Raw genomic sequence first — 19,649 nt, forward strand, 5'->3', positions numbered from 1 at the left:
GTCAGATCACCTTCGCCTCGTTGCGGAGCTTCTCGATCAGGGTTGCCACGTCGGGCACGCGCACGCCGGCCTTGCGCACCGGCGGCTCCTCGACCTTCAACACGGTCAGGCGCGGCGTGGGATCAACCCCCAGATCGGCCGGGGTCAGGGTTTCGATCGGCTTCTTCTTGGCCTTCATGATGTTGGGAAGGCTGGCGTAGCGCGGCGTGTTCAAGCGCAGGTCGGCGGTGACCACGGCCGGCAGGGCGATGTCCAGGGTTTCCAGGCCGCCGTCGATTTCGCGCGTCACCTGGGCGCGGCCGTCGGCAAGGGTCAGCTTGGACAGGAAGGTGCCCTGGGCCCAGCCCAGCAGCCCGGCCAGCATCTGGCCGGTCTGGTTGGCGTCGTCGTCGATCGCCTGCTTGCCCAGGAACACCAGATCGGGGGCCTCGCGCTCGACCAGCACCTTGAGCATCTTGGCCACGGCCAGCGGCTGCAAGTCGGCGTCACTGGTCACCAGGATGCCGCGATCGGCCCCCATGGCCAAGGCGGTGCGCAAGGTTTCCTGGCACTGGGCAACGCCCAGCGAAACGGCGACCACCTCGGTGACGGTGCCGGCCTCCTTGAGACGCACGGCTTCCTCGACGGCGATTTCGTCGAAGGGATTCATGGACATCTTCACGTTGGCCAGTTCGACCCCCGTGTTGTCCGTCTTGACCCGGATCTTGACGTTGTAGTCAACGACCCGCTTCACCGCGACCAGTACTTTCATGGAGTTCCTGTCTTTTGAGTGTGGGCGTTGACCGCGACGGCCAGCCCCTTCACGGAAGGGAACGGACCGCCCCGGCGTGCTTTTTTGGATCCCCTGCCGACCGTCCCGGGCGGGATCATCGCCCTTGGGCAGGACGGCGCCGACCAAACGGTCGAGTGCAGCGCAAAATACGGAAGCAGCGCCATGAAGTCAACGACACGCCCCCCGACCGTCGGTCGGTTCACGGCTTGGGATCCTTGTCGTCGGGCGGCTTGTCCTCGTGCAGCAGGGCCCGCATCGCGGTGAGCATCAGCTTGCGGCGCTGATCGTCGGAAAGATCGGCCAGAATCTGTTGCTTGGCCTTGTGCACGGCCATGGCCTGGCGGATGAGTTCCTCGCGCTCGGGGGTCATGACGTGCTGACGGGCCCCCTTGATCTGGGCCATGGCCTGGGCGCGGGGGTCGGTGGCATCCGCCACCGGCCCGTCGGGCGCGGCGGGCGCCGCCGGGGTCCGGGGGGCCCGGGCGGAGGGTGTCGTCCGGCCGCTCTTCTTGCGAAACAGATCGAACAGTCCCACGGGCTCAATCCTTGCGACGGGAGGGACGAGCGGCCGGACGCGACGAACGCCCCGGCTCGGGCGCCGGGGGTGGCTCCTCGTCGTCGGCCTCAAGGGCGGCGAAGGGGTCGGGCTCCTCGGGCGGCGGCGTGGACACCGAAAGACGCGAGTCCGCGTAGCCGCCGCGCCGGCGCAGCGAGGGGGGGCCGCTCACGCCCCCGGCGGCGCCCCGAACAGCCGCCGGGTCGTCGGGTTCCTCGATGGCGGCGGGACGTGCCGCGCGGCCACGCCCAACGGTGGACGCCACCCGCTCTTGAATGCTGCGCATTTCGTCGCGCGAGATCGGCGGGTAGGGCAGCGTGCGCGGCCCCTCGGCCGGCGGCGGGGCTCCGTCGTCCGCTCCCTTCGCGCCGGGCGGGACGACGCGGCCGCCGCCCTGGTCCAGACGCTCGGCCAGGCTTCCCCGGGGCGCGACCGGCTCGCGCGCGCGGCCCTCGGGCCCGGACGCCATCGCCCCGGCACCGCCTGCCGGCCCGTCATCGGACGCCCCGAACACGGACGCCTCGGAAGCCCCCCCCGCGTTTCCCCGCGACAGGAACGCCGGGGGCGGCTCGGGGTCCTCGTCCTCCGGTTCCAGGGCCGCCGCGCCGTCGTCGCCGTCCTCCGGCTCGGCGGGGAACGGGTACGACGGGTTGAAAGCGACCGGCTCGTCGGACAATTCGAGAGAATCGTCGGGAGACTCGAAGGAGTCTTCCCCCGGCGCGGCGTCGGAAGCGGGCGCCTCCCCGGGCTCCGCGCGCGCGGGAAACGAAACCGCCGGAGCAACAGCCAAGGGCGCCGGGGTCACGGCCGGAGAAGGGTCTTCCCTGAGAAAGGCGGGGGCCTGGACAGCGTCGGGGGCGGGTTCCCCGGCAGCGACGCCGGCCGCCGGGGACGGCGCCGGCCGGGGGCCGGAAGCCTCCCCGCCCGAGGGGGGATCGCCGCCGATCAGGGTGTTGAGATGCCCGTTGACGCTCGTCAGCAGGGCCGCCACGCGATCAAGCGGCCCATCGGCGATCATTTCGCCCAGCAGGCGGCTTTCCTCGTCCTCGCGGATCAGGCGCGACACATGGGCATAGCGGCGCAGGAAACGCTGGACGGCTCCGCCGCCGCTTGAGGTGTGCATCAGGCGCTCGGCCATGAGCGCGGGGAAGTCCGGCCCGGTCAGATCGGCGCAGGCCAGGAAGGTGTTGGCCACGGCCCAGGGATGGCCGGCCGCGCTCAGGGCCCACAGGGTTTCGATTTCCTCGGGACGGGCCAGGCCCACCTGTTCCAGGATTTCGGCCAGGTGGCTGGCCATGTCGCGAAACGCGATGTCCACCGACTCCAGCCGGACGCGCCGGCGGGCCTGCTCTTGCATCATGATGACCGTGCGCCCCAGGGCGTCGATGTCCTCGGTGGCGCGACGCCCGGCCGCCGCCAGGGGACGCAGGCCGCGCGGCAGATCGCGCAGCAAAAGCGCCAGCACGGCCACGCCGGCCACCAGGGCCAGCAAGACCACGGGCACCGCGCCCCCGGCCAGGACCAGGGCCACGTCTCCCGCCGCCAGATCGGCGAGACCGGGCCACGTGCTGCCACCGGTGAGGACAAGACCATACGTGGCAAGCCAGGCCACCGACACGGCGAGGGCGACGGCGATGGGAACAAGGGGTCCGGTCACGCGGGCATTCTCTTGGCTGTGGCGGGACGAGAGCGACGCCCGAGACGCAAAAACCGTTGTTCGGGATCGCCGCACGGAGAAACAAAACGCAAGAACGCCGCCCTGGCACGGGGGCGGATTTCCGGCCGGATCACGCCCAAGCGCCCTTGTCCAGGCGCCCACCCCCGGCCGGCGGGAGTATGACACGTCCCGGCCCCTCGTGCCACACGCCGCAACGCGCCGTTTCGTCCCCCCCTTCCAGGCGCGCGCGCACCTCGGCGGGGGAAACGCCGGCCTCGCGCAGGGCCCGCAAGGTCACGGAGCGGTCGCGCTTGGCATAGCGCCGGCCATCGGGACCACACACCAGCGGGTGATGGTGGTAGGCGGGGGTCGGCAGATCAAGAAGGGCCTGCAGCAGACGGTGAATGTGGGTGGCCTGGAACAGATCCTGGCCCCGGGTCACCAGGGAAACCTCCTGAAGGGCGTCGTCCACGCTCACCGCCAGGTGGTAGCTGGCCGGCACGTCCTTGCGCGCCAGCACCACGTCGCCAAAGCAGGACGGATCGGCGCTCACCGTTCCGGCCAGGGCATCGTGCCACGTCAGCGGCCCCACCCGGGCCACGGCGGCCGTCATGTCCAGGCGCAGGGCAAAAGGCTCGCCGGCCGCCCGACGCCGGGCGCGCTCGGCCGGGGACAAGACGCGGCAGGTGCCGGGATAGAGCGGCCCGTCGGGCCCATGGGGCGCCTGGGCAATCGCCGCGCCCTCGGCCGCGATCGCGGCACGGGTGCAAAAGCACGGATACAGCAACCCAAGACCGTCAAGGCGGTTCAAGGCGGCCCGGTAGGTATCCAGGTGGGCGGACTGCACCCGCACCGGCCCGTCCCAGTCCAGGCCCAGCCAGGCCAGATCCTCCAAGATGGCCGGGCCAAACGCGGGCTTGCAGCGCACCGGGTCGATGTCTTCCAGCCGGAGCAGGAACCGCCCGCCCGCGCGCCGCGCCAGACGATGGGCCAGGACGGCCGAATAGGCATGCCCCAGGTGCAAAAAGCCCGTCGGACTGGGGGCGAAACGCGACACGACAAGAGTGGACAAGGCAGCGAATCCAAAGGCGCGAACCGGGAGGCGTGCAAAAATCGCAACACGTTCTTGACAAAACTGTCATCTCCGCTTTGCGACGGAGCGAGTACAAGCTACCATAAGTCTAGGGTAGTCGGCCATGCCTGGTGAAGGGTGGTGATCGTGCGGATGACAGCGGACGCATGCCCGGCCTTGGTGCTGAACGCGGATTTCCAGCCGCTCAGCTACCTTCCCCTGTCGCTGTGGCCTTGGCAGGAAGCCGTCAAGGCCGTGTTCATGGACAGGGTCAACGTGGTGAGCGAATACGATCAGGTGATCCGCTCGCCTCGCGTCGAGATCCGCTTGCCCAGCGTGGTCTCGCTCAAGGAATACGTGCCCACCGCGCCCCGCGCGGCGTTCACGCGCTTTAACGTGTTCCTGCGCGACGGGTTTACCTGCCAGTATTGCGGCGCCCGCTTGCCAGCCCACGACCTGACCTTCGATCACGTCGTGCCGCGCTCCAAGGGCGGACGCACGACGTGGCTCAACGTGGTGGCCGCGTGCGGGCCTTGCAACATGCGCAAGGCCAACCGAACGCCGCGCGAGGCCGGCATGCCCTTGCGAAAACCCGCCGTCGAGCCGACGGCTCACTGGCTGCGCAACATCGGCCGTTCGTTCCCGCCAGGCTATCTTCATGAAAGCTGGCGGGATTTTCTTTATTGGGATGTCGAGCTGGAATCGTCTTGAGCCTCGTCGCCCGGCGCGCCGCCCTCGACCTCGGCGGCATCGCGCACCGGCACGCCGGGGAGCAGCTTGGCCGTTCGAATGGCCAGCGCCGATTTCACATGGGCCACGTTGGGGGCGGGGGTCAGGCGCGAGGTCAGGAAGCGCTGGTACTCGTCCCAGTCCTGGGCCACGATCTTCAGCAGAAAATCGGTTTCCCCCGCCAGCATGTGGCACTCGCGCACCTCGGGCCAGGCGCCGACCAGCGCCTCGAAGGCGCGCAGATCCGATTCCGCCTGGCTGTTGAGACCGACGTGGGCAAACACCGTGACGTGAAAGCCCATGGCCGCGCCATCCAGCTCGGCATGATAGCCGCGAATGAACCCGGCTTCCTCCAGGGCGCGCACCCGGCGCAGGCACGGCGGCGCGGAAATCCCGGCCCGGCGCGCCAGCTCGACGTTGGTCATGCGCCCGTCGTCTTGAAGGTCGGCCAGGATCCTGCGGTCAATGCGATCAAGCTTTACCCGCTGCGTGGCCATCACCCCTCCCGATGGTATCCCCGGCCCGCCGAATGGGACCCGGGGCCTTTGACGAAAGGAAATTACACGGAGTTGCCGCCCTTGCGCAACAAAGCCGTGGCCCCGGCCGGGTAACGCGCCTCAAGATCATCCAATCTCCGAAACACAACGAAAGGGGGCCGCTCCTCAGCCGGAGCGGCCCCCCCTTTGGTTCTAGAAAGAACCGGGCACGCCATCCCTCAAAGGATGGCCGACGGGCTTAGAAGCCCATGTCGCCCATGCCCCCCATGCCGGGCGCAGCCGCGGCGGCGTCCTTCTTCTCGGGGATGTCGGCGATCATGGCCTCGGTGGTGATCAGGAGGCCGGCCACCGAAGCGGCGTCTTGCAGGGCAGCGCGGACAACCTTGGTCGGGTCGATGACGCCGGCCTTCACCAGATCCTCGTAGACACCGGTCTGGGCGTTGAAGCCGAAGTTGCTGTCGGAGCTCTCCAGCAGCTTGCCAGCGACCACGGCACCATCGACGCCGGCGTTCTCGGCGATCTGACGCACCGGAGCCTGCAGGGCGCGGCGCACGATCTCGATGCCCACGTTCTGGTCGGCGTCGGCGCCCTTGAGGTTGGCCAGCGCGCGGGTGGCGTACAGCAGGGCCACGCCACCACCGGCGACCACGCCCTCTTCCACCGCGGCGCGGGTGGCGTGCATGGCGTCGTCCACGCGGTCCTTCTTCTCCTTCACCTCGACCTCGGTGGCGCCGCCAACCTTGATCACCGCCACGCCGCCGGCCAGCTTGGCCAGACGCTCTTGCAGCTTCTCGCGGTCGTAGTCGCTGGAGGTCTCGTCGATCTGGGCGCGGATCTGGGTGCAGCGCGCCTCGATCCCGGCCTTGTCGCCAGCCCCGTCAACGATGGTGGTGTCGTCCTTGGTCAGGGTCACGCGCTTGGCGGTGCCCAGCATGGCGATGGACACGTTCTCAAGCTTGATGCCCAGGTCTTCGCTGATCACCTGGCCACCGGTCAGGATGGCGATGTCTTCCAGCATGGCCTTGCGACGGTCGCCGAAGCCGGGGGCCTTGACGGCCGCGACCTTCAGGCCGCCGCGCAGCTTGTTGACCACCAGGGTGGCCAGGGCTTCGCCCTCGATGTCCTCGGCGATGATCAGCAGGGGACGGCCCGACTGAACGACGCTTTCCAGAACCGGCAGCAGCGGCTGCAGGCCCGAGAGCTTCTTCTCGTGGAGCAGGATGTAGGGGTTATCCAGCTCGGCGATCATCTTCTCGGCGTTGGTGATGAAGTAGGGCGACAGGTAGCCGCGGTCGAACTGCATGCCTTCGACCACTTCCAGCTCGGTCTCCAGGCCCTTGGCCTCTTCAACCGTGATCACGCCCTCGTTGCCCACCTTTTCCATGGCGGTGGCGATGATCTTGCCCACCTCGGTGTCGCCGTTGGCGGAGATGGTGCCAACCTGGGCCACTTCGTCCGAGGTCTTGATCTTCTTGGAACGCGACTGGACGTCGGCGACCACGGCCGCGACGGCCATGTCGATGCCGCGCTTCAGGTCCATCGGGTTCATGCCGGCGGCCACCGACTTCACGCCTTCGCGCACGATCGCCTGGGCCAGCACGGTCGCCGTGGTGGTGCCATCGCCGGCGATGTCAGCGGTCTTGGAAGCAACTTCCTTGACCATCTGGGCGCCCATGTTCTCGAACTTGTCTTGAAGGGTGATTTCCTTCGCGACGGTCACGCCATCCTTGGTGATGCGCGGGGCGCCGAAGCTCTTCTCGATGACGACGTTGCGGCCCTTGGGGCCCAGGGTCACCTTCACGGCATGGGCCAGGATGTCCACGCCGCGCAGCAGGCGGTCACGGGCGTCGGTGGAGAACTTGACGTCTTTGGCGGACATGTATTGCTATCCCTTATCTTCGTCAGGCGTGCGGACAATGAAACTTCGATCGACGGGAAAAGCCGGATCAGCCGACAATCCCCATGATGTCCGTTTCCTTCATGATGAGGTATTCGACACCATCCAGCTTCACTTCGGTGCCCGACCACTTGCCGAACAGAATGCGGTCGCCGGGCTTCACGTCCAGGGCGACGAGCTTGCCATCATCCCCACGCACGCCAGACCCCACGGCGACCACTTCGCCTTCCATGGGCTTTTCCTTGGCGGTGTCGGGAATGATGATACCACCAGCCGTCTTCTCCTCGCTTTCAAGGCGCTTGACGAGAACACGGTCGTGCAGCGGGCGGAAGTTCATGAAAGGGCCTCCAGCGATGCCCCCGACAAGGGGCGGATGAACATTCGATGCGGCCCGGAGAAGCGATTGTTAGCACTCCTGGCCGGTGAGTGCCACGGAGATATCCCGACGCGAGGCCGCTGTCAAGAGGCCGCGCAACGCGACCTATCCTTTGCCTCTCCGCCGGCCTCCAGCGCAAACCGGGGGCGGCACCCGCCCGACCAAGCAGCCACCGAGAACAAAGGCCGCCCCAGAACTTTCGCAACACTTCTTAAAAGGTTTTTCAAGCTGCCAGAATCCTGCCCCAATTCCGCCTGAACTGGGCGAATCCGTCCGTTCGAAACTAACCTGGATTTCCTCGCCCTGGCGGCGTCCGGCGCGCCCGATCGATCCGGCCGATCGAAAAAAACCATAAACTCCCGTGGACACGACTGCGACTCACTCTTATTCTTATCTTCGGAAAGGGGACGAGGAACCCCATGTCCCCCGACGCGGGAAGGAGGCGTTGACCATGACAGCCTTGATCGCAACCTCGTGGCGCACGGCGAACCAGATCGCGGGACGCGCCCGCGTGCCCTGGCCCCTGGGGGTTTTGACCGTGGGACTGGCCTTGATCCTGGCCGACACGCCGGCGGGCGAGCTGGCGCGGCGCACCGTGGCCGATGCCGCCTTGGGTCTTCTTGCGCTGATGGTGGCGGCGCTGGTGGTGCTGGCCACGCCCTCCCGCCCCCGCGCGGGGCTCCGGCGCGCCTCCCTGTGGGGCGTGGTTTTCCTGGGCGTGGCCAGCGTGCTGATCGTGGCCTGAGGCGGACAGGAAAACGACGGGGGCGCCGGATGGAACCAGGGAGGCCATTGCGGCGCGGCGCACCAGGCTATAAATGGACTCCAGGCCCCTCGCGTGGCATCCCTGGCCATCGCCCTTCCGGGAAGGGGGCGCTCGATTGACTGAAGCGAGAGAGACCATGACCCCAACCGCCCGCCTGACTGCCTGCCTTTGCGCTGGCGCCCTGATCCTCGCGGGATGCGCAAGTCACCGTCCGGTGATCGATCCGCGCACCTCCAACAAGACGATGGCCGAGTACGAGCGCGATCTCGCCGAGTGCCAGTCCTACGCCGAGGAACGCGGCGTGGCCCAGGACGCCCTGCTCGGAACCCTGGGCGGCGCGGCCGTGGGCGCCGCGCTGGGCGCCGCGACCGGAGCCGTCCTCGGCAGCCCCGGATCGGGCGCGGCCCTGGGCACCGCCATCGGTGGCATCGGGGGCGGGACGACCGCCGGCGGCTCGGCCGCCATGTCGCAAAAGAACATCATCAACAATTGCATGCGCGGGCGCGGCTATTCCGTGCTGGAATAACCCCGTCCGCCCCCCGCGAAGGGACGCCCTGCGCGCGCCTCCGGAGCCCGGTGGACAGCAACAAAGGTTGACATCAAGGGGCCTCCCTTCTATCTTCGTGACTTGAAGACACGGGACGAGCGGATCCGAATGACCCTCGACCCTGTCGGGGTAAACTGGGCCTCCGTCTCTATGACAAGAATGTCGCCCTGATCATCCTAGAAAAGGATTCGAAACGATGTCTGACAATTCCATTACCCTTACGGCGTCGACCCGCTCCAACCTGCTGTCTCTGCAACGCACGACCACCCTGATTGGCACCACCCAGTCGCACCTGTCGACCGGTAAGGCGGTCAACAGCGCGATTGACGACGCCATGTCGTTCTTCAAGGCGCGTAACCTCAACAACCGCGCCAGCGATCTTTCGACGATCAAGGACAACATCACCGAAGGCATTCAGGTCCTCAAGGCCGCCACCGACGCCCTTGAGAACGTTGAAGACGTCCTGAAGCAGATGAAGGCGGTCGCCGCCTCGGCCAAGTCCACCGCCGCCGCCGACACGGGCACCCGCGCCAAGCTGGCCAGCCAGTTCAACGAACTGCGCAGCCAGATCGACCACCTGACCAACGATGCCAGCTACAATGGTATCAACCTGATCAAGACCGGCGCCGACACCCTGACCATCAAGTTCTCGGAGTCGACCTCGGCCAGTGATCGCAAGCTGGTCATCTCCGGCCAAGCCACCAACATGATTTCCACCGCTCCGACTGCGGGCACCGGTGGCGGTCTGTATGTGACCACGGCCGGCAGCACCGGAACCAGCGACTGGGCTGCGTCCGCTGGCGGCGCGAGCGGCTACACGGCCACCATCGACACCTCGATCGCCATGATCGACTCCGCGCTGGTCCAGGTTCGTGACACGGCCCAGACCTTCGGTACCAACGCCGCCATGCTGGAAATCCGGCGTGACTTCACCGAGAACCTGGTCAACACGCTGGAAACCGGTGCGTCGAACCTGGTGAACGCCGACGTCAACAAGGAATCCGCCAACATGCTGGCCCTGCAGACCCGCCAGCAGCTGGGCACGATCTCCCTGTCGATTGCCCAGCAGTCCGAACAGGCGGTGTTGCGTCTGTTCTAATCCAGGTCCCGTCCCGGCCTTTTCGCGATAGTGTGACGGCGATCAGTCCTCGACTGATCGCCGTTTTTCTGGAAGGATACCCTCCCACCGCCCGGGGAACACAAGGTTCGGAGCTCACGAACACCGGAAGAGACGAAAAAAAGCTCCAGGGAAGCCCGTTTTTTTCTGCTTCACAGGACACGGGAATTGGCGGATAGTGCGGCTTAGGCTTCTTTTTCATTTCAGGACAATACCGGGCTTATTACCCTCTCCAACAGCCAGATATTTCGTTCATGCCCCTTAAAGTAACCCTACGACCCAATGAAAAAATTCTTGTCGGCACGGCGGTTATCGCCAATGGTCCGACGAAGGCCGAGCTTGTTATTCTAAACAGGGTTCCCGTTCTTCGACAAAAAGATATTATCACTGAAAAACAAGCGGATACCGCAACGAAAAAATTGTACCATGCCATCTTGAACATGTACATTTCCCCCGACCAGGAGCGGAATTTTCATGGCCTTTATTTTTTATTGCTTCAAAAGATTATTGAGCTGCCATTGGATGTCGAGGGACTCGACCTTATGCACGAAGTCTCTCAGTGCGTGATCGCCGGAGATCACTACAGGGCACTCAAGATCTGTCGTAAACTCATTGAGTACGAGGAGGAGGTGATCCGCCATGGCCAAGGATCCGATCAAGGCCTATCAACAGACCCAGAAGGCCAACCTGACTCCGCGTGAGGTCGAGGCCATGGCCTTCACGAAGGCCGCGGTCATGATGGACGAGGCGCGCACCGACCCGACCAACAAAACCGCCTTCAGCCAGGCCCTGCGGTTCAACCATCTTCTGTGGACCATCATCCAGGCGGACATTACCGAGCCGGCCAACACCCTGCCGCCCGAGTTGAAGGCCAATATCATGAGCCTGTCCTTGTTCGTGGACCGGCAGACCACCCTGGCCTTGCGCACCGGGGATGTGACCGAGCTGGAAATTCTCATTTCCGTCAATCGCAACCTGGCCGCGGGATTGCGCAACTCTCCTGGCACGGAGCCGGACTCGGTCGCCGACGCGACCGGAGGGTGAGTTTCCGCGTCCGCTCACAAATCCGGGAGAGACGAATCGGCGCCCCTTCTCCCAGATCCTTTTCTCTTCTTGTCCCTGGGGTTCCATGACTGACGCTGTCCCGCCCCTTTCGTTTTCTTCCCTTGTGCGCCGGGCGGCCGACTGCATTGACGCGGGAGATGATGTCGGGGCGGACATCCTGCTGGACCTGCATTTATCCCGCGTCCCCAACGATGCCCTGGCCCTGGCACTCCAGGCACAGGTCCTTGCCCGACGGGGCGACGGATCCGCCGCCATGAGCCTGGCCCGGCGGAGCGTCGCCCTGGCCCCTGGCCATCCCCTGACCCTGGTGGCGGGGGCGCGCTCGGCCCTGGCCTCGGGGCAAGGCGCGCTGGCCGAAAAGCTGGCCCGCGCCGCGATGAACGCCCACCCCGGGTTTGGCGGCGCTGTTGAGGTTCTGGCGGATCTCTTCCGCCGTGACCGGCGCGACCACGACCTGGAACGGCTGCTTGACCAAGCGCTCGCCGCCGCCCCGGGGCATCCGCTATATTTGTACTGGCGTGCCACCTTCTACCGAATGACCGATCGCCTTGAGGCGGCGGCGCTCGATGTGATCGAGGGCCTTGCCCGCGCCCCCGATCACCCTGCCCTGTGGCAAGCCTGGGCCCATTTGCTGATGACGGTCTCGGAGACGCGGGCGCTCGACGCCGTGCGCCGGGCGCGGCGCCTGGGCCTTGACGACGTCGGGGTGTGGAATCTCGAAGGGGTGATCCTCAACCGCCTCAGGCAGCCCGTGGCGGCCGAGGCGGCGCTCCGCACCGCCATGGCCCGCGACCCCCTGGCTCCCATGCCCTGGACGAACCTTGGCAATCTGTTGTCGCGCGGCCGGACCACGACCGATGATCTGGAGGCGGCGACCGACGCCTATCGCCAGTCGCTGATCCGCGAGCCCGATGGCTTCGAAGCCCTCAACAACCTGGCTCAGGTTCAGCGGGATCGGGGGGAAACCGCCGATGCCGAAACCCTGTCCCGCCGGGCGAGCGCCTTGCGTCCCTCCAGCACCGCCGCGCTCAACACCCTGGCCAACATCTTGCGCGTGCGCGGCAAGATCGGCGAAGGCCTGGCCTTGCTGCGGCGGGCTTTGATCCAGGCGCCCGCCTGCCCCGATACCTTGAGCAACCTCGGATTGTTCCACCTTTCCGAGGAAGACCGTTTTCTCGCCGAGCGCCGGTTTCGCCATGCGGCCCGAGCCGCCCCGACCCGCAGCGAGATTGTCTGCAATCTGGCTTCGTTCCTGGTGAAGGAGCGCGAATCCGCCGAAGCCGTCCTTCTCGCCAGAGGATTGATCGTTCCCGATCCCGTTGACCGGGGTCCATGGCTCATTCTCGCCCATGAAGCGTTTCAGCGAGGAGACTTCGAGACCTCCGCCCGGTATTATGAACGGATTATTCGCCTCCTTCCAACCGACCGTTCCGCAACCTTGTCCCTTGCCGTCACCCGCTGGTACCAGTTCCGCATGACCGAGGCTCTGTCATCGGCCGAGCGGTTGTTGGAACTCGTCCCCGACGATCACGCGGCCCTCAATCTTATTGCCAACATTGTCACCCACGTTCTTGGTCACGAGGCATCCACCGACTGTTACCGACGGATGTTTGACGAGGCCTCGAACCGGTATCCCAATTCAGGCTTTCTCAGCAACTACGCCTTCGGAAGCCATTACGACATTCGCTTGGACAAGGCCGAGATTTTTCGGATCCATCGCAAATGGGACTCCCTTTATGGCGAGGGGGCGTCGCGCCTGGGCACGGTGCACCTCAACAGCCGCGACCCCGACCGTCCGTTGCGCATAGGATACGTCTCGCCGGATTTCCGCCGCCATTCGGTGGCCTTTTTCATCATGCCCATTCTGGCGGGCCACGACCGTTCACGGTTTCACGTGACGTGTTATGGAATGGTGTCCAATCCTGATTTCATCACCCGGGAAGTTGAAACACTGGCCGATACGTGGCGTGACCTGACCCCTCACAGCCCCAAGAGTGCCGCGGCCCTGATCTTGGAAGACAAGATCGATATCCTTGTGGACCTCGCGGGGCACACGGGGGACAACGCCCTGCTTCTTTTTGCCCGCAAGCCGGCCCCGGTCCAGGTTTCCTATCTGGGATACCCGAACACCACCGGCCTGGAAGCCATGGACTACCGGCTGACCGATGCCTACGCCGACCCGCCCGGCCTCGACGAGGATCCGGTAACCGAAACCCTGTGGCGGCTTCCGGACTCGTTTCTCCTGTTTGCCCGGCCCCCCGAAGTCCCCCCCGTAACCCCGCCGCCGTTCCTGAAGAACGGCTACATCACGTTTGGAACATTCAACAACACATCGAAAATCAATCGGGAGTGCGTGCAGGTCTGGCAACGAATTCTTGACGCCACGCCAGGAAGCAGGCTCTTTCTTAAATCAAAATCCTTTTCCGATCCGGGCACCGCCGCCGTTGCCCTGTCTCGTCTCAAGGAATTTGGTCTGGATATCGACCGTGTGGATACCCACCAGTTCGTCAACTCCTTGTATGGTCATGTCGAGTGTTACGCCAACGTCGACATCGCGCTTGATACGTTTCCCTATAACGGCACCACCACCACCTTTGAAGCCCTGACCATGTCCGTGCCCGTGGTCAGCGTGCGGGGAACCCGGCACAGCGGCCGGGTCGGAGCGAGCATCCTCATCAACCTGGGCCTGGCCGACCGCCTGCTTGGAGACTCCCCCGACGACATGGTGGCCAAGGCCGTGGCTCTTGCCAACGATCTGGAGGCTTTGACCGTTTTAAGGGCCACCTTGCGCGACACCTTGAGAACGTCCCCCCTGCAGGACGCCAGGCGGTTCATCGGCAACCTGGAAGAGGCCTACCGCGCCATGTGGCGCCGCTGGTGCGCGGGCCCCCCGACCCACACCCGGGAGCCCCTGCGTGAACACGCCGTGATGGACGATCTTGAGATGTCCATCACCCCTCATGTGTGATGACCATTCACCTGGGATTGGGCTGGCGCTTACTGGAGCGGGGCGAGAGCATCCTGGCCTGGGAGCGGGGCCGGGCCGCCCTGGTCCGGGATCCGGCCAACGACGAGGCCCTGCGGCTTCTGGCTGCCGTGGCGGGGATCGGGGGTGATTCACGCTCGGCCCAGCGCGCCCATGAACGAGCCATCGCCGCCCGCCCGCGCCATCCTCTTCCCCGCGTTGCCTGCGCCCTCGCCCTGCTGGAGCAGGGTCGAACGCATCAGGCCCTGGTCCGGCTGCGCGAAGCCCTGACCCTGGATCCGGCGCTGGGGGCCGCCCTGGTGGCCCTGGCCCGGGCGCTGCAAGCCGAAGGTCAGGGGGAACGGGCGCGCTCCTTCGCGGATCGGGCCCGACGCCTGGATCCCGACCATCCCGGTGCCTTGCATGCCCTGGGCCGGGTCACGCTTGACGCGGGCGCCCCGGCCGATGCCCTGCCCTGGCTGACCCGGGCCCGGGACCTTCAACCCGATTCGCCCGATATCCTGGCCGACCTGTCGCGGGCATTGCGCGCCGTGGGCCAGGACGCGCAAGCGCTGGATGTCGCCCGCTCCGCCCTCGCCTTGCGTCCCGACCGGGCCGATCTTCACGACGTGCTGGCGTGTGCCTTGCTCGGTGCCGGCCAGCCTGACGACGCCGACCGGGAGTTGCGAAAGGCGCTGGCGCGGTGGCCGGCCCACGGAACCGGCTGGACCAACCGGGCGGCGGTGCTGATCGAAACCCGGGCCCCCCGCGATGCCCTGCTCAGCGCCAGCCGGGCCCTGGCCGTGGACCCAGACGACGCCGACGCCCGGGTCAACCGCGCCTTCGCGCTGGGGCTGACCGGCGACTACCCCGCCTCGTTCCATGATTACCGCCATCGCTGGCGCACCGCCGCGTTCCGACGCCTGTACCGACCCGCTGGCACCGAGCCCTGGGAAGGCCAGCCCCTGCCCGGGGGAACCTTGCTCGTTCGGGGCGAACAGGGCCTGGGCGATCAGATCATGGCGGCGCGGTTCCTGCCCGCCCTGGCCGGGATCGCCGGTCGGGTTGTCCTGGAATGCGATCCGGCCCTGCACCGCCTGTTCGCCGGCCTGCCCGGGGTCGATGCCCTGATCACGCGCGGCGATCCCCTGCCGCCGGCCGACGCCTGGGTGGGGGCCATGGATCTGGCCGGATGGGCTGGCACCCGGGCCGATCGCATGCCGGTTCCCGTTCCCTACCTGAAGCCGCCCGTGCCCTCGCCCGACTTGCGGGCGGCCTTGCCGCCCCGGCGGCGGGGCTGGGTGGGCCTGGTGTGGGCGGGCAAGACCTCGCCGCGCGATCGCTCGTGTCCGCTGGCTCCCCTCGCGGCCCTGGTCACCCGGCTGGGCTTCGCGCCGGTGGCCCTGGTGCCGGGGCCGCGCCGGGCCGATCTCGCCCGGCTTCCCGCCGACAGCCCCGTGCGCGACCTGACGCCGGTCCTCGGCGACATGGCCGACACCGCCGCCGCCGTTTCGCTGCTTGACACCGTGATCAGCGTCGACACCGCCGTGGCCCACCTGACCGGCGCCCTGGGCGTGCCGGGCGCCTTGCTTTTGCTGGCCACCCCCGACTGGCGTTGGGGGGAACGCGGGGCGCGCACGGTGTGGTATCCCTCGCTGCGCCTGGTGCGCCAGCCCGAGCCGGGCGACTGGACATCGGCTTTTCGGGCCCTGGAAACCCTGCTGGAGGGGCCCGACGGTCCGCTGCCCCGCCGGGCGTGACCCCCGGCCAGGGCGGGCTCAGGTTTCGATCCCGGCCATGTTGGCCTCGGGGTAGCGCGCGCCGCTGACGGCCTCGGGCGCGAACAGGGCATCCAGGGCGGCCACGTCGCCGGGGGTCAGGATCAGCGACAAAGCCGCGACGTTCTCGGGCAGGCGTTCGGGCCGCTTGGCCCCGAATAGCGCGATGGCATGGGGATGCCTGGCGAGAATCCACGCCAGCGCGACCTGGGCCGGGGTGGCCTCCTTGGCCTGGGCGAAGGCCCGCAGGTGTTCCACCAGTTCCCGGTTCCGGGCCAGGGCGTCGTCGCGAAAACGCGGGTGGCGGCTGCGGAAGTCATCGGGAGTCAGATGGGCGGGATCGAGCGCCCCGGTCAGGAACCCCCGCCCCAGCGGCGAATAGGCGACAAACGCCACCCCCAGCGCGCGACAGGCTTCCAGGATCCCGCGTTCCGGATCACGGGTCCAAAGCGAGTATTCGCTTTGAACGGCGGCGATGGGATGAACGGCATGGGCCGCGCGCAAGGTATCGGGCGACACCTCGGACAGTCCCAGATAGCGCACCTTGCCCGCTTCGACCAGGCGGGCCATGGCGCCCACCATGTCTTCCACGGGGGTCTCGTGGTTGCGCCGGTGGCAGTAGTACAAGTCGATCGTCTCCACGCCCAGGCGTCGCAAGGACGCCTCGCACGCGGCCGCGACGTAGGCCGGCGAATTATCGATGCGCCGTTCGGTCGCCCCAGGGTCGCGCACGATCCCGAACTTGGTGGCCAGCACCACCTGGTCGCGGTGCCCCTTGAGGAACTGCCCCAGAAGCGTTTCGTTGTGACCCGCGCCATACATGTCGGCGGTATCGAGGAAGGTCACGCCCAGGTCCAGGGCGAGGCGCAAGGTATGCAAGGATTGTTCGGTATCACTGGGACCATAGAATTCCGACATGCCCATGCATCCCAGGGCAAGGGCGGAAACCAGGGGACCAGAGGATCCAAGGGGACGCTGTTCCATGACGGGCCTCCCTACACAAAGAGAAATGAAAAAAGCCAGGCACGCGAACCAGGGCATCATGGGGACGACCGAACGGGGCCGGTCGCGCGGCCAGGGCCGACCTCAGCCGGTCGAGGCCGGCCGCGATTCGGACGCGGCCACCACGCGGTTTCGCCCCAGGGCCTTGGCCGTGTACAAGGCCGCATCGGCGGCTTGCATCACGGCATCGATGATCGTGCCATGCGTCCCCAGTTCGGCCACGCCCAGGCTGGCGGTAAAGACCAAGGGGCCGTGCGGCGTTTCGATGTCCTGGTTGGCCAGGGCCATGCGCAGATCCTCGGCCACCTTCATGGCTTCGGGAAGCGCGGCGTGGGGCAGCACGATCGCGAATTCCTCGCCCCCGATGCGCCCCAGGACATCGCTTTCGCGCAGACGATTGCGCAAGGTGACGACAAAAAGCCGCAAGGCCAGATCGCCCACGGCATGGCCATGGGTATCGTTGATGCGCTTGAAGTGGTCGATGTCGGACAAAATCACGCTGAGCGGCTCGTGGTAGCGCTGGGCGTGGCCGATCAGACGGTGCGCTTCGTCCAGGAAGGCCCGCCGGTTCAAGGCCCCGGTCAGGGAATCGGTGGTCGCCAGCCGGCGCAATTCGTTTTCCAGACGTTTCTGCTCGGAAATATCGGTGATCACCCCCACCACGCCCGCCGGCACCCCGTTGGCGTCGGTGAACACCGCCTTGTTGAAGATCAAGGTGCGGGCCGTGCCATCCGGGCCCGGAAAGGTGCGGTCGTAGCGTTCGGCGCCGCCGCGATCGAACAAGGCGGCATCCAGCACGTCGGTCCGCTTCGCGTAGTCGGGCACGGCCAGATCGTGAACGGTCAGGCCCACCACCTCGGATTCATCGCTGCGGCCATACAGACGCGCGAAGGCGGCGTTGCATCCCAAAATGCGACCATCGCGGTCCTTGTAGTAAAGCGGGCTGGGAATGGTCGCGACCAGGGTTTGCAAAAAGCGGCGCTGCCGTTCGGCATCCTCGCGCGCGGCCTCGGCGCGGGCATGCTCCAGATGGGTGGCCTCGGCGAGCGCGATCATCTCGGCGGCCTGGGATTCCAGGCTGCCCCGGCTGAATTCCAGATCACGCTCCCGCTCGACGAACTCCGTGATGTCGCGGAAGGAAAAAGCCAGGGCGTCTTGCCCGTCCCACTGGCAGACCGTCACGGTCATGTCGAGCCAGACGGTACTTTGATCCGGGCGCACGACTTCCAGGTGACGGCGGGCCCGCTCCAGCCGGCCGTTCAGCAAGGAGGAGCAGACCTCGCGGACTTCCTCGGCTTCCGGGGCCATCAGAAACGTGAGAAGCGAGGCACGGGAGGTCAACTCGGCCGGGTGGGCCAGACGCAGCAAGGTGGCCATCGCCCGGTTGGCGTACAGCGGCCGGACCTCGACGCCCTGCGCGACCAGGACCCCCTGCGACGCCCCCTCGACCAGCTTGCGAAAGGGGGTGTCGGGCACGGCGGACGGCGCGCGCACCCGCAAGGACTCCCAAAGGGCCGCCACGCGCTGACGCACGCACTGCCATGAAGGGAACACGTCCTCCCCCCCTGCTTGCATCCAGGTGCCTCGCGGACTGGCTCGCCGATCGACGCCGGAAGGCATCCCCGCGCGCCGTGGTTCTCCCCCGGCCGGCAAGACTCTGGCACCCGAGGAGGGCCAGGCGGGGAGAGACGAGCGTTTCAAGAAGCCTCCTGAAAGCGTGCGCCACGGCCACCAGCGGCGTGCGCGAGGCGCGTTCACAAGCCTTACTGTATCACACCTTTTGCCCCCTGCCAGGGGGAACCCCCGAAACCCTGAGGCGAAAACTCCTCTCCTAGGAGAGGAGATCTCCTTCGACGGTTTCCCAGAGATCCGCCACGCCCAGAAGGGTCAGATCAGGGCGCCGGACGATGGTGACGGATGGTCCCCGGGGCGCGCACAGATCCGGATTGGAGGCATCGGAAAAAAGCACCAGGGCCGGACAGCCGGTGGCGGCCAGAAGGTGCATGGGCCCGGTGTCGTTGCCGATGGCCAGACGGGCCCGGCGCCCGAGGCGGGCCAGATCGACCAGGGTGGTCGCCCCCGTCAGATCGCGCGCGGCCGGGCACGCGGCCCTGATCGCGCGGGCGGCCCCGGCCTCGGCCCGGGTACCCAGAACCACGGGCACCAGGCCGGCGTCGGCCAGCCGCGTGGCCAGCTCGGCGTAGCGCTCGGGCGGCCAGCGCTTGCCCGCCCGGTGCAAGGCGGCCCCTGGAACCAGCAGGGCCAGCGGCGTTTCCTCGGGCACGTCGGCCAGGGCCGGAACCATGGGGCCATCGGGGATCCATCCCAGATCGGGCAGCGCCAGCGGGTCGGCGGGCGGGATTCCCGCCATCGCCAGCTGCTCGGCCTGGCGTTCCAGCGTGTGCTGGTGGTCGCGATCGGGATTGGCGTGGGGGAAGGCGCACCCCGGCGCGATCCCCGACCACAGGGGACCGCCGTCCCGCCGGCGCATCAAGCGGAAGTACCAGCCGGTGCGATCGGCGGTTTGCAGGTCGTAGACCCGGTCATAGCGCGGGGCCCGCAGGTGGCGGGCCAGGCGCAGCCACTCAAGCGGACGCCCCAACCCCGGGCGCGGATCGATCTCGACCGCGTCGAAATAGGGACACGAAGCGGCCAGGGCGGCGAAGGGCCGGGTGGTCAGCAAGGTGACGTGGGCGCCCGGATGATGGCGGCGCACGGCGGCGCACGCCGGCAGGGCCTGGATGAAATCCCCCAGGGCCGACAGCTTGATGACAAGGATACGCAAAGGCCGGTCACCCGAAACGCACGAACAGGACATGGGGGTTCCGCGAAAACGAAGAACGAGGGGACGGA

18 protein-coding genes are annotated in these 19,649 nt (G+C 67.0%); 8 read left to right on the plus strand and 10 right to left on the minus strand.

From position 1 onward, the window contains the following. Position 1: 1 nt before the first annotated feature. The 4 genes from ROR02_RS05620 to gluQRS all read right to left on the minus strand — a co-directional run bounded on the left by ROR02_RS05620 (position 2) and on the right by gluQRS (position 4,057). On the minus strand, positions 2-751 hold the full coding sequence (locus ROR02_RS05620; protein WP_147163033.1) for an electron transfer flavoprotein subunit beta/FixA family protein: 750 nt from the start codon (positions 749-751) through the stop codon (positions 2-4). A gap of 220 nt (positions 752-971) precedes the next feature. After that, positions 972-1,307, minus strand: coding sequence for a hypothetical protein (locus ROR02_RS16565; RefSeq protein ID WP_170244984.1), 336 nt, complete (start codon positions 1,305-1,307; stop codon positions 972-974). A 4-nt stretch (positions 1,308-1,311) separates the two neighbouring features. Beyond that, positions 1,312-2,985, minus strand: a complete 1,674-nt coding sequence (locus ROR02_RS05625) for a hypothetical protein (protein WP_147163034.1) — start codon at positions 2,983-2,985, stop codon at positions 1,312-1,314. A gap of 130 nt (positions 2,986-3,115) precedes the next feature. Next, positions 3,116-4,057: a tRNA glutamyl-Q(34) synthetase GluQRS gene (gene gluQRS, locus ROR02_RS05630; RefSeq protein WP_147163035.1), complete on the minus strand. Its 942-nt coding sequence runs from the start codon at positions 4,055-4,057 to the stop codon at positions 3,116-3,118. A gap of 153 nt (positions 4,058-4,210) precedes the next feature. On the opposite strand from gluQRS, the gene ROR02_RS05635 reads away from it, so the two are divergent. Next, positions 4,211-4,768, plus strand: a complete 558-nt coding sequence (locus ROR02_RS05635) for an HNH endonuclease (protein WP_170244985.1) — start codon at positions 4,211-4,213, stop codon at positions 4,766-4,768. Here ROR02_RS05635 and ROR02_RS05640 read toward each other — a convergent pair. From ROR02_RS05640 to groES, 3 genes are all read right to left on the minus strand, one after another. Further along, complete coding sequence (locus ROR02_RS05640) at positions 4,738-5,283, minus strand: Lrp/AsnC family transcriptional regulator (RefSeq protein WP_147163037.1); 546 nt, start codon at positions 5,281-5,283, stop codon at positions 4,738-4,740. The genes ROR02_RS05635 and ROR02_RS05640 overlap by 31 nt on opposite strands. A gap of 238 nt (positions 5,284-5,521) precedes the next feature. Beyond that, on the minus strand, positions 5,522-7,162 hold the full coding sequence (gene groL, locus ROR02_RS05645; RefSeq protein ID WP_147163038.1) for a chaperonin GroEL: 1,641 nt from the start codon (positions 7,160-7,162) through the stop codon (positions 5,522-5,524). A 67-nt stretch (positions 7,163-7,229) separates the two neighbouring features. Beyond that, positions 7,230-7,517, minus strand: a complete 288-nt coding sequence (gene groES / locus ROR02_RS05650; RefSeq protein WP_147163039.1) for a co-chaperone GroES — start codon at positions 7,515-7,517, stop codon at positions 7,230-7,232. 490 nt (positions 7,518-8,007) lie between these two features. On the opposite strand from groES, the gene ROR02_RS05655 reads away from it, so the two are divergent. The 7 genes from ROR02_RS05655 (at position 8,008) to ROR02_RS05685 (ending at position 15,776) form a co-directional block, all read left to right on the plus strand. Then, the gene (locus ROR02_RS05655) at positions 8,008-8,301 is read left to right on the plus strand and encodes a hypothetical protein (protein WP_147163040.1); all 294 of its coding nucleotides are present in this window, start codon (positions 8,008-8,010) and stop codon (positions 8,299-8,301) included. Between the two features lie 157 nt (positions 8,302-8,458). After that, positions 8,459-8,848, plus strand: a complete 390-nt coding sequence (locus ROR02_RS05660) for a hypothetical protein (protein WP_147163041.1) — start codon at positions 8,459-8,461, stop codon at positions 8,846-8,848. A 217-nt stretch (positions 8,849-9,065) separates the two neighbouring features. Then, positions 9,066-9,968 carry a flagellin gene (locus tag ROR02_RS05665; protein WP_147163042.1) on the plus strand — a complete coding sequence of 301 codons (903 nt, stop codon included), beginning with the start codon at positions 9,066-9,068 and terminating at the stop codon, positions 9,966-9,968. 272 nt (positions 9,969-10,240) lie between these two features. Further along, a complete protein-coding gene (locus ROR02_RS05670) occupies positions 10,241-10,687 on the plus strand; it encodes a flagellar biosynthesis repressor FlbT (RefSeq protein ID WP_147163043.1) in 447 nt (148 codons plus the stop codon). Next, a complete protein-coding gene (flaF, locus tag ROR02_RS05675) occupies positions 10,626-11,030 on the plus strand; it encodes a flagellar biosynthesis regulator FlaF (RefSeq protein WP_147163044.1) in 405 nt (134 codons plus the stop codon). The genes ROR02_RS05670 and flaF overlap by 62 nt, the downstream gene beginning before the upstream one ends. Before the next feature lie 85 nt (positions 11,031-11,115). Next, positions 11,116-14,019: a tetratricopeptide repeat protein gene (locus ROR02_RS05680; protein ID WP_147163045.1), complete on the plus strand. Its 2,904-nt coding sequence runs from the start codon at positions 11,116-11,118 to the stop codon at positions 14,017-14,019. Further along, positions 14,019-15,776, plus strand: a complete 1,758-nt coding sequence (locus tag ROR02_RS05685) for a tetratricopeptide repeat protein (RefSeq protein WP_147163046.1) — start codon at positions 14,019-14,021, stop codon at positions 15,774-15,776. Before ROR02_RS05680 ends, ROR02_RS05685 begins: the two co-directional genes overlap by 1 nt. An 18-nt stretch (positions 15,777-15,794) precedes the next feature. Here ROR02_RS05685 and ROR02_RS05690 read toward each other — a convergent pair whose 3' ends face one another. The 3 genes from ROR02_RS05690 to ROR02_RS05700 all read right to left on the minus strand — a co-directional run bounded on the left by ROR02_RS05690 (position 15,795) and on the right by ROR02_RS05700 (position 19,614). Next, positions 15,795-16,778: an aldo/keto reductase gene (locus ROR02_RS05690; RefSeq protein ID WP_147163047.1), complete on the minus strand. Its 984-nt coding sequence runs from the start codon at positions 16,776-16,778 to the stop codon at positions 15,795-15,797. Positions 16,779-16,880: 102 nt separating this feature from the next. Continuing rightward, positions 16,881-18,350, minus strand: coding sequence for a sensor domain-containing diguanylate cyclase (locus ROR02_RS05695; RefSeq protein ID WP_170244986.1), 1,470 nt, complete (start codon positions 18,348-18,350; stop codon positions 16,881-16,883). A 277-nt stretch (positions 18,351-18,627) separates the two neighbouring features. Beyond that, on the minus strand, positions 18,628-19,614 hold the full coding sequence (locus ROR02_RS05700) for a glycosyltransferase family 9 protein (RefSeq protein WP_147163049.1): 987 nt from the start codon (positions 19,612-19,614) through the stop codon (positions 18,628-18,630). Between the last annotated feature and the right edge of the window lie 35 nt (positions 19,615-19,649).

Source organism: Pararhodospirillum oryzae, assembly GCF_007992075.1.
In the GTDB taxonomy this organism is placed as follows: domain Bacteria; phylum Pseudomonadota; class Alphaproteobacteria; order Rhodospirillales; family Rhodospirillaceae; genus Pararhodospirillum; species Pararhodospirillum oryzae.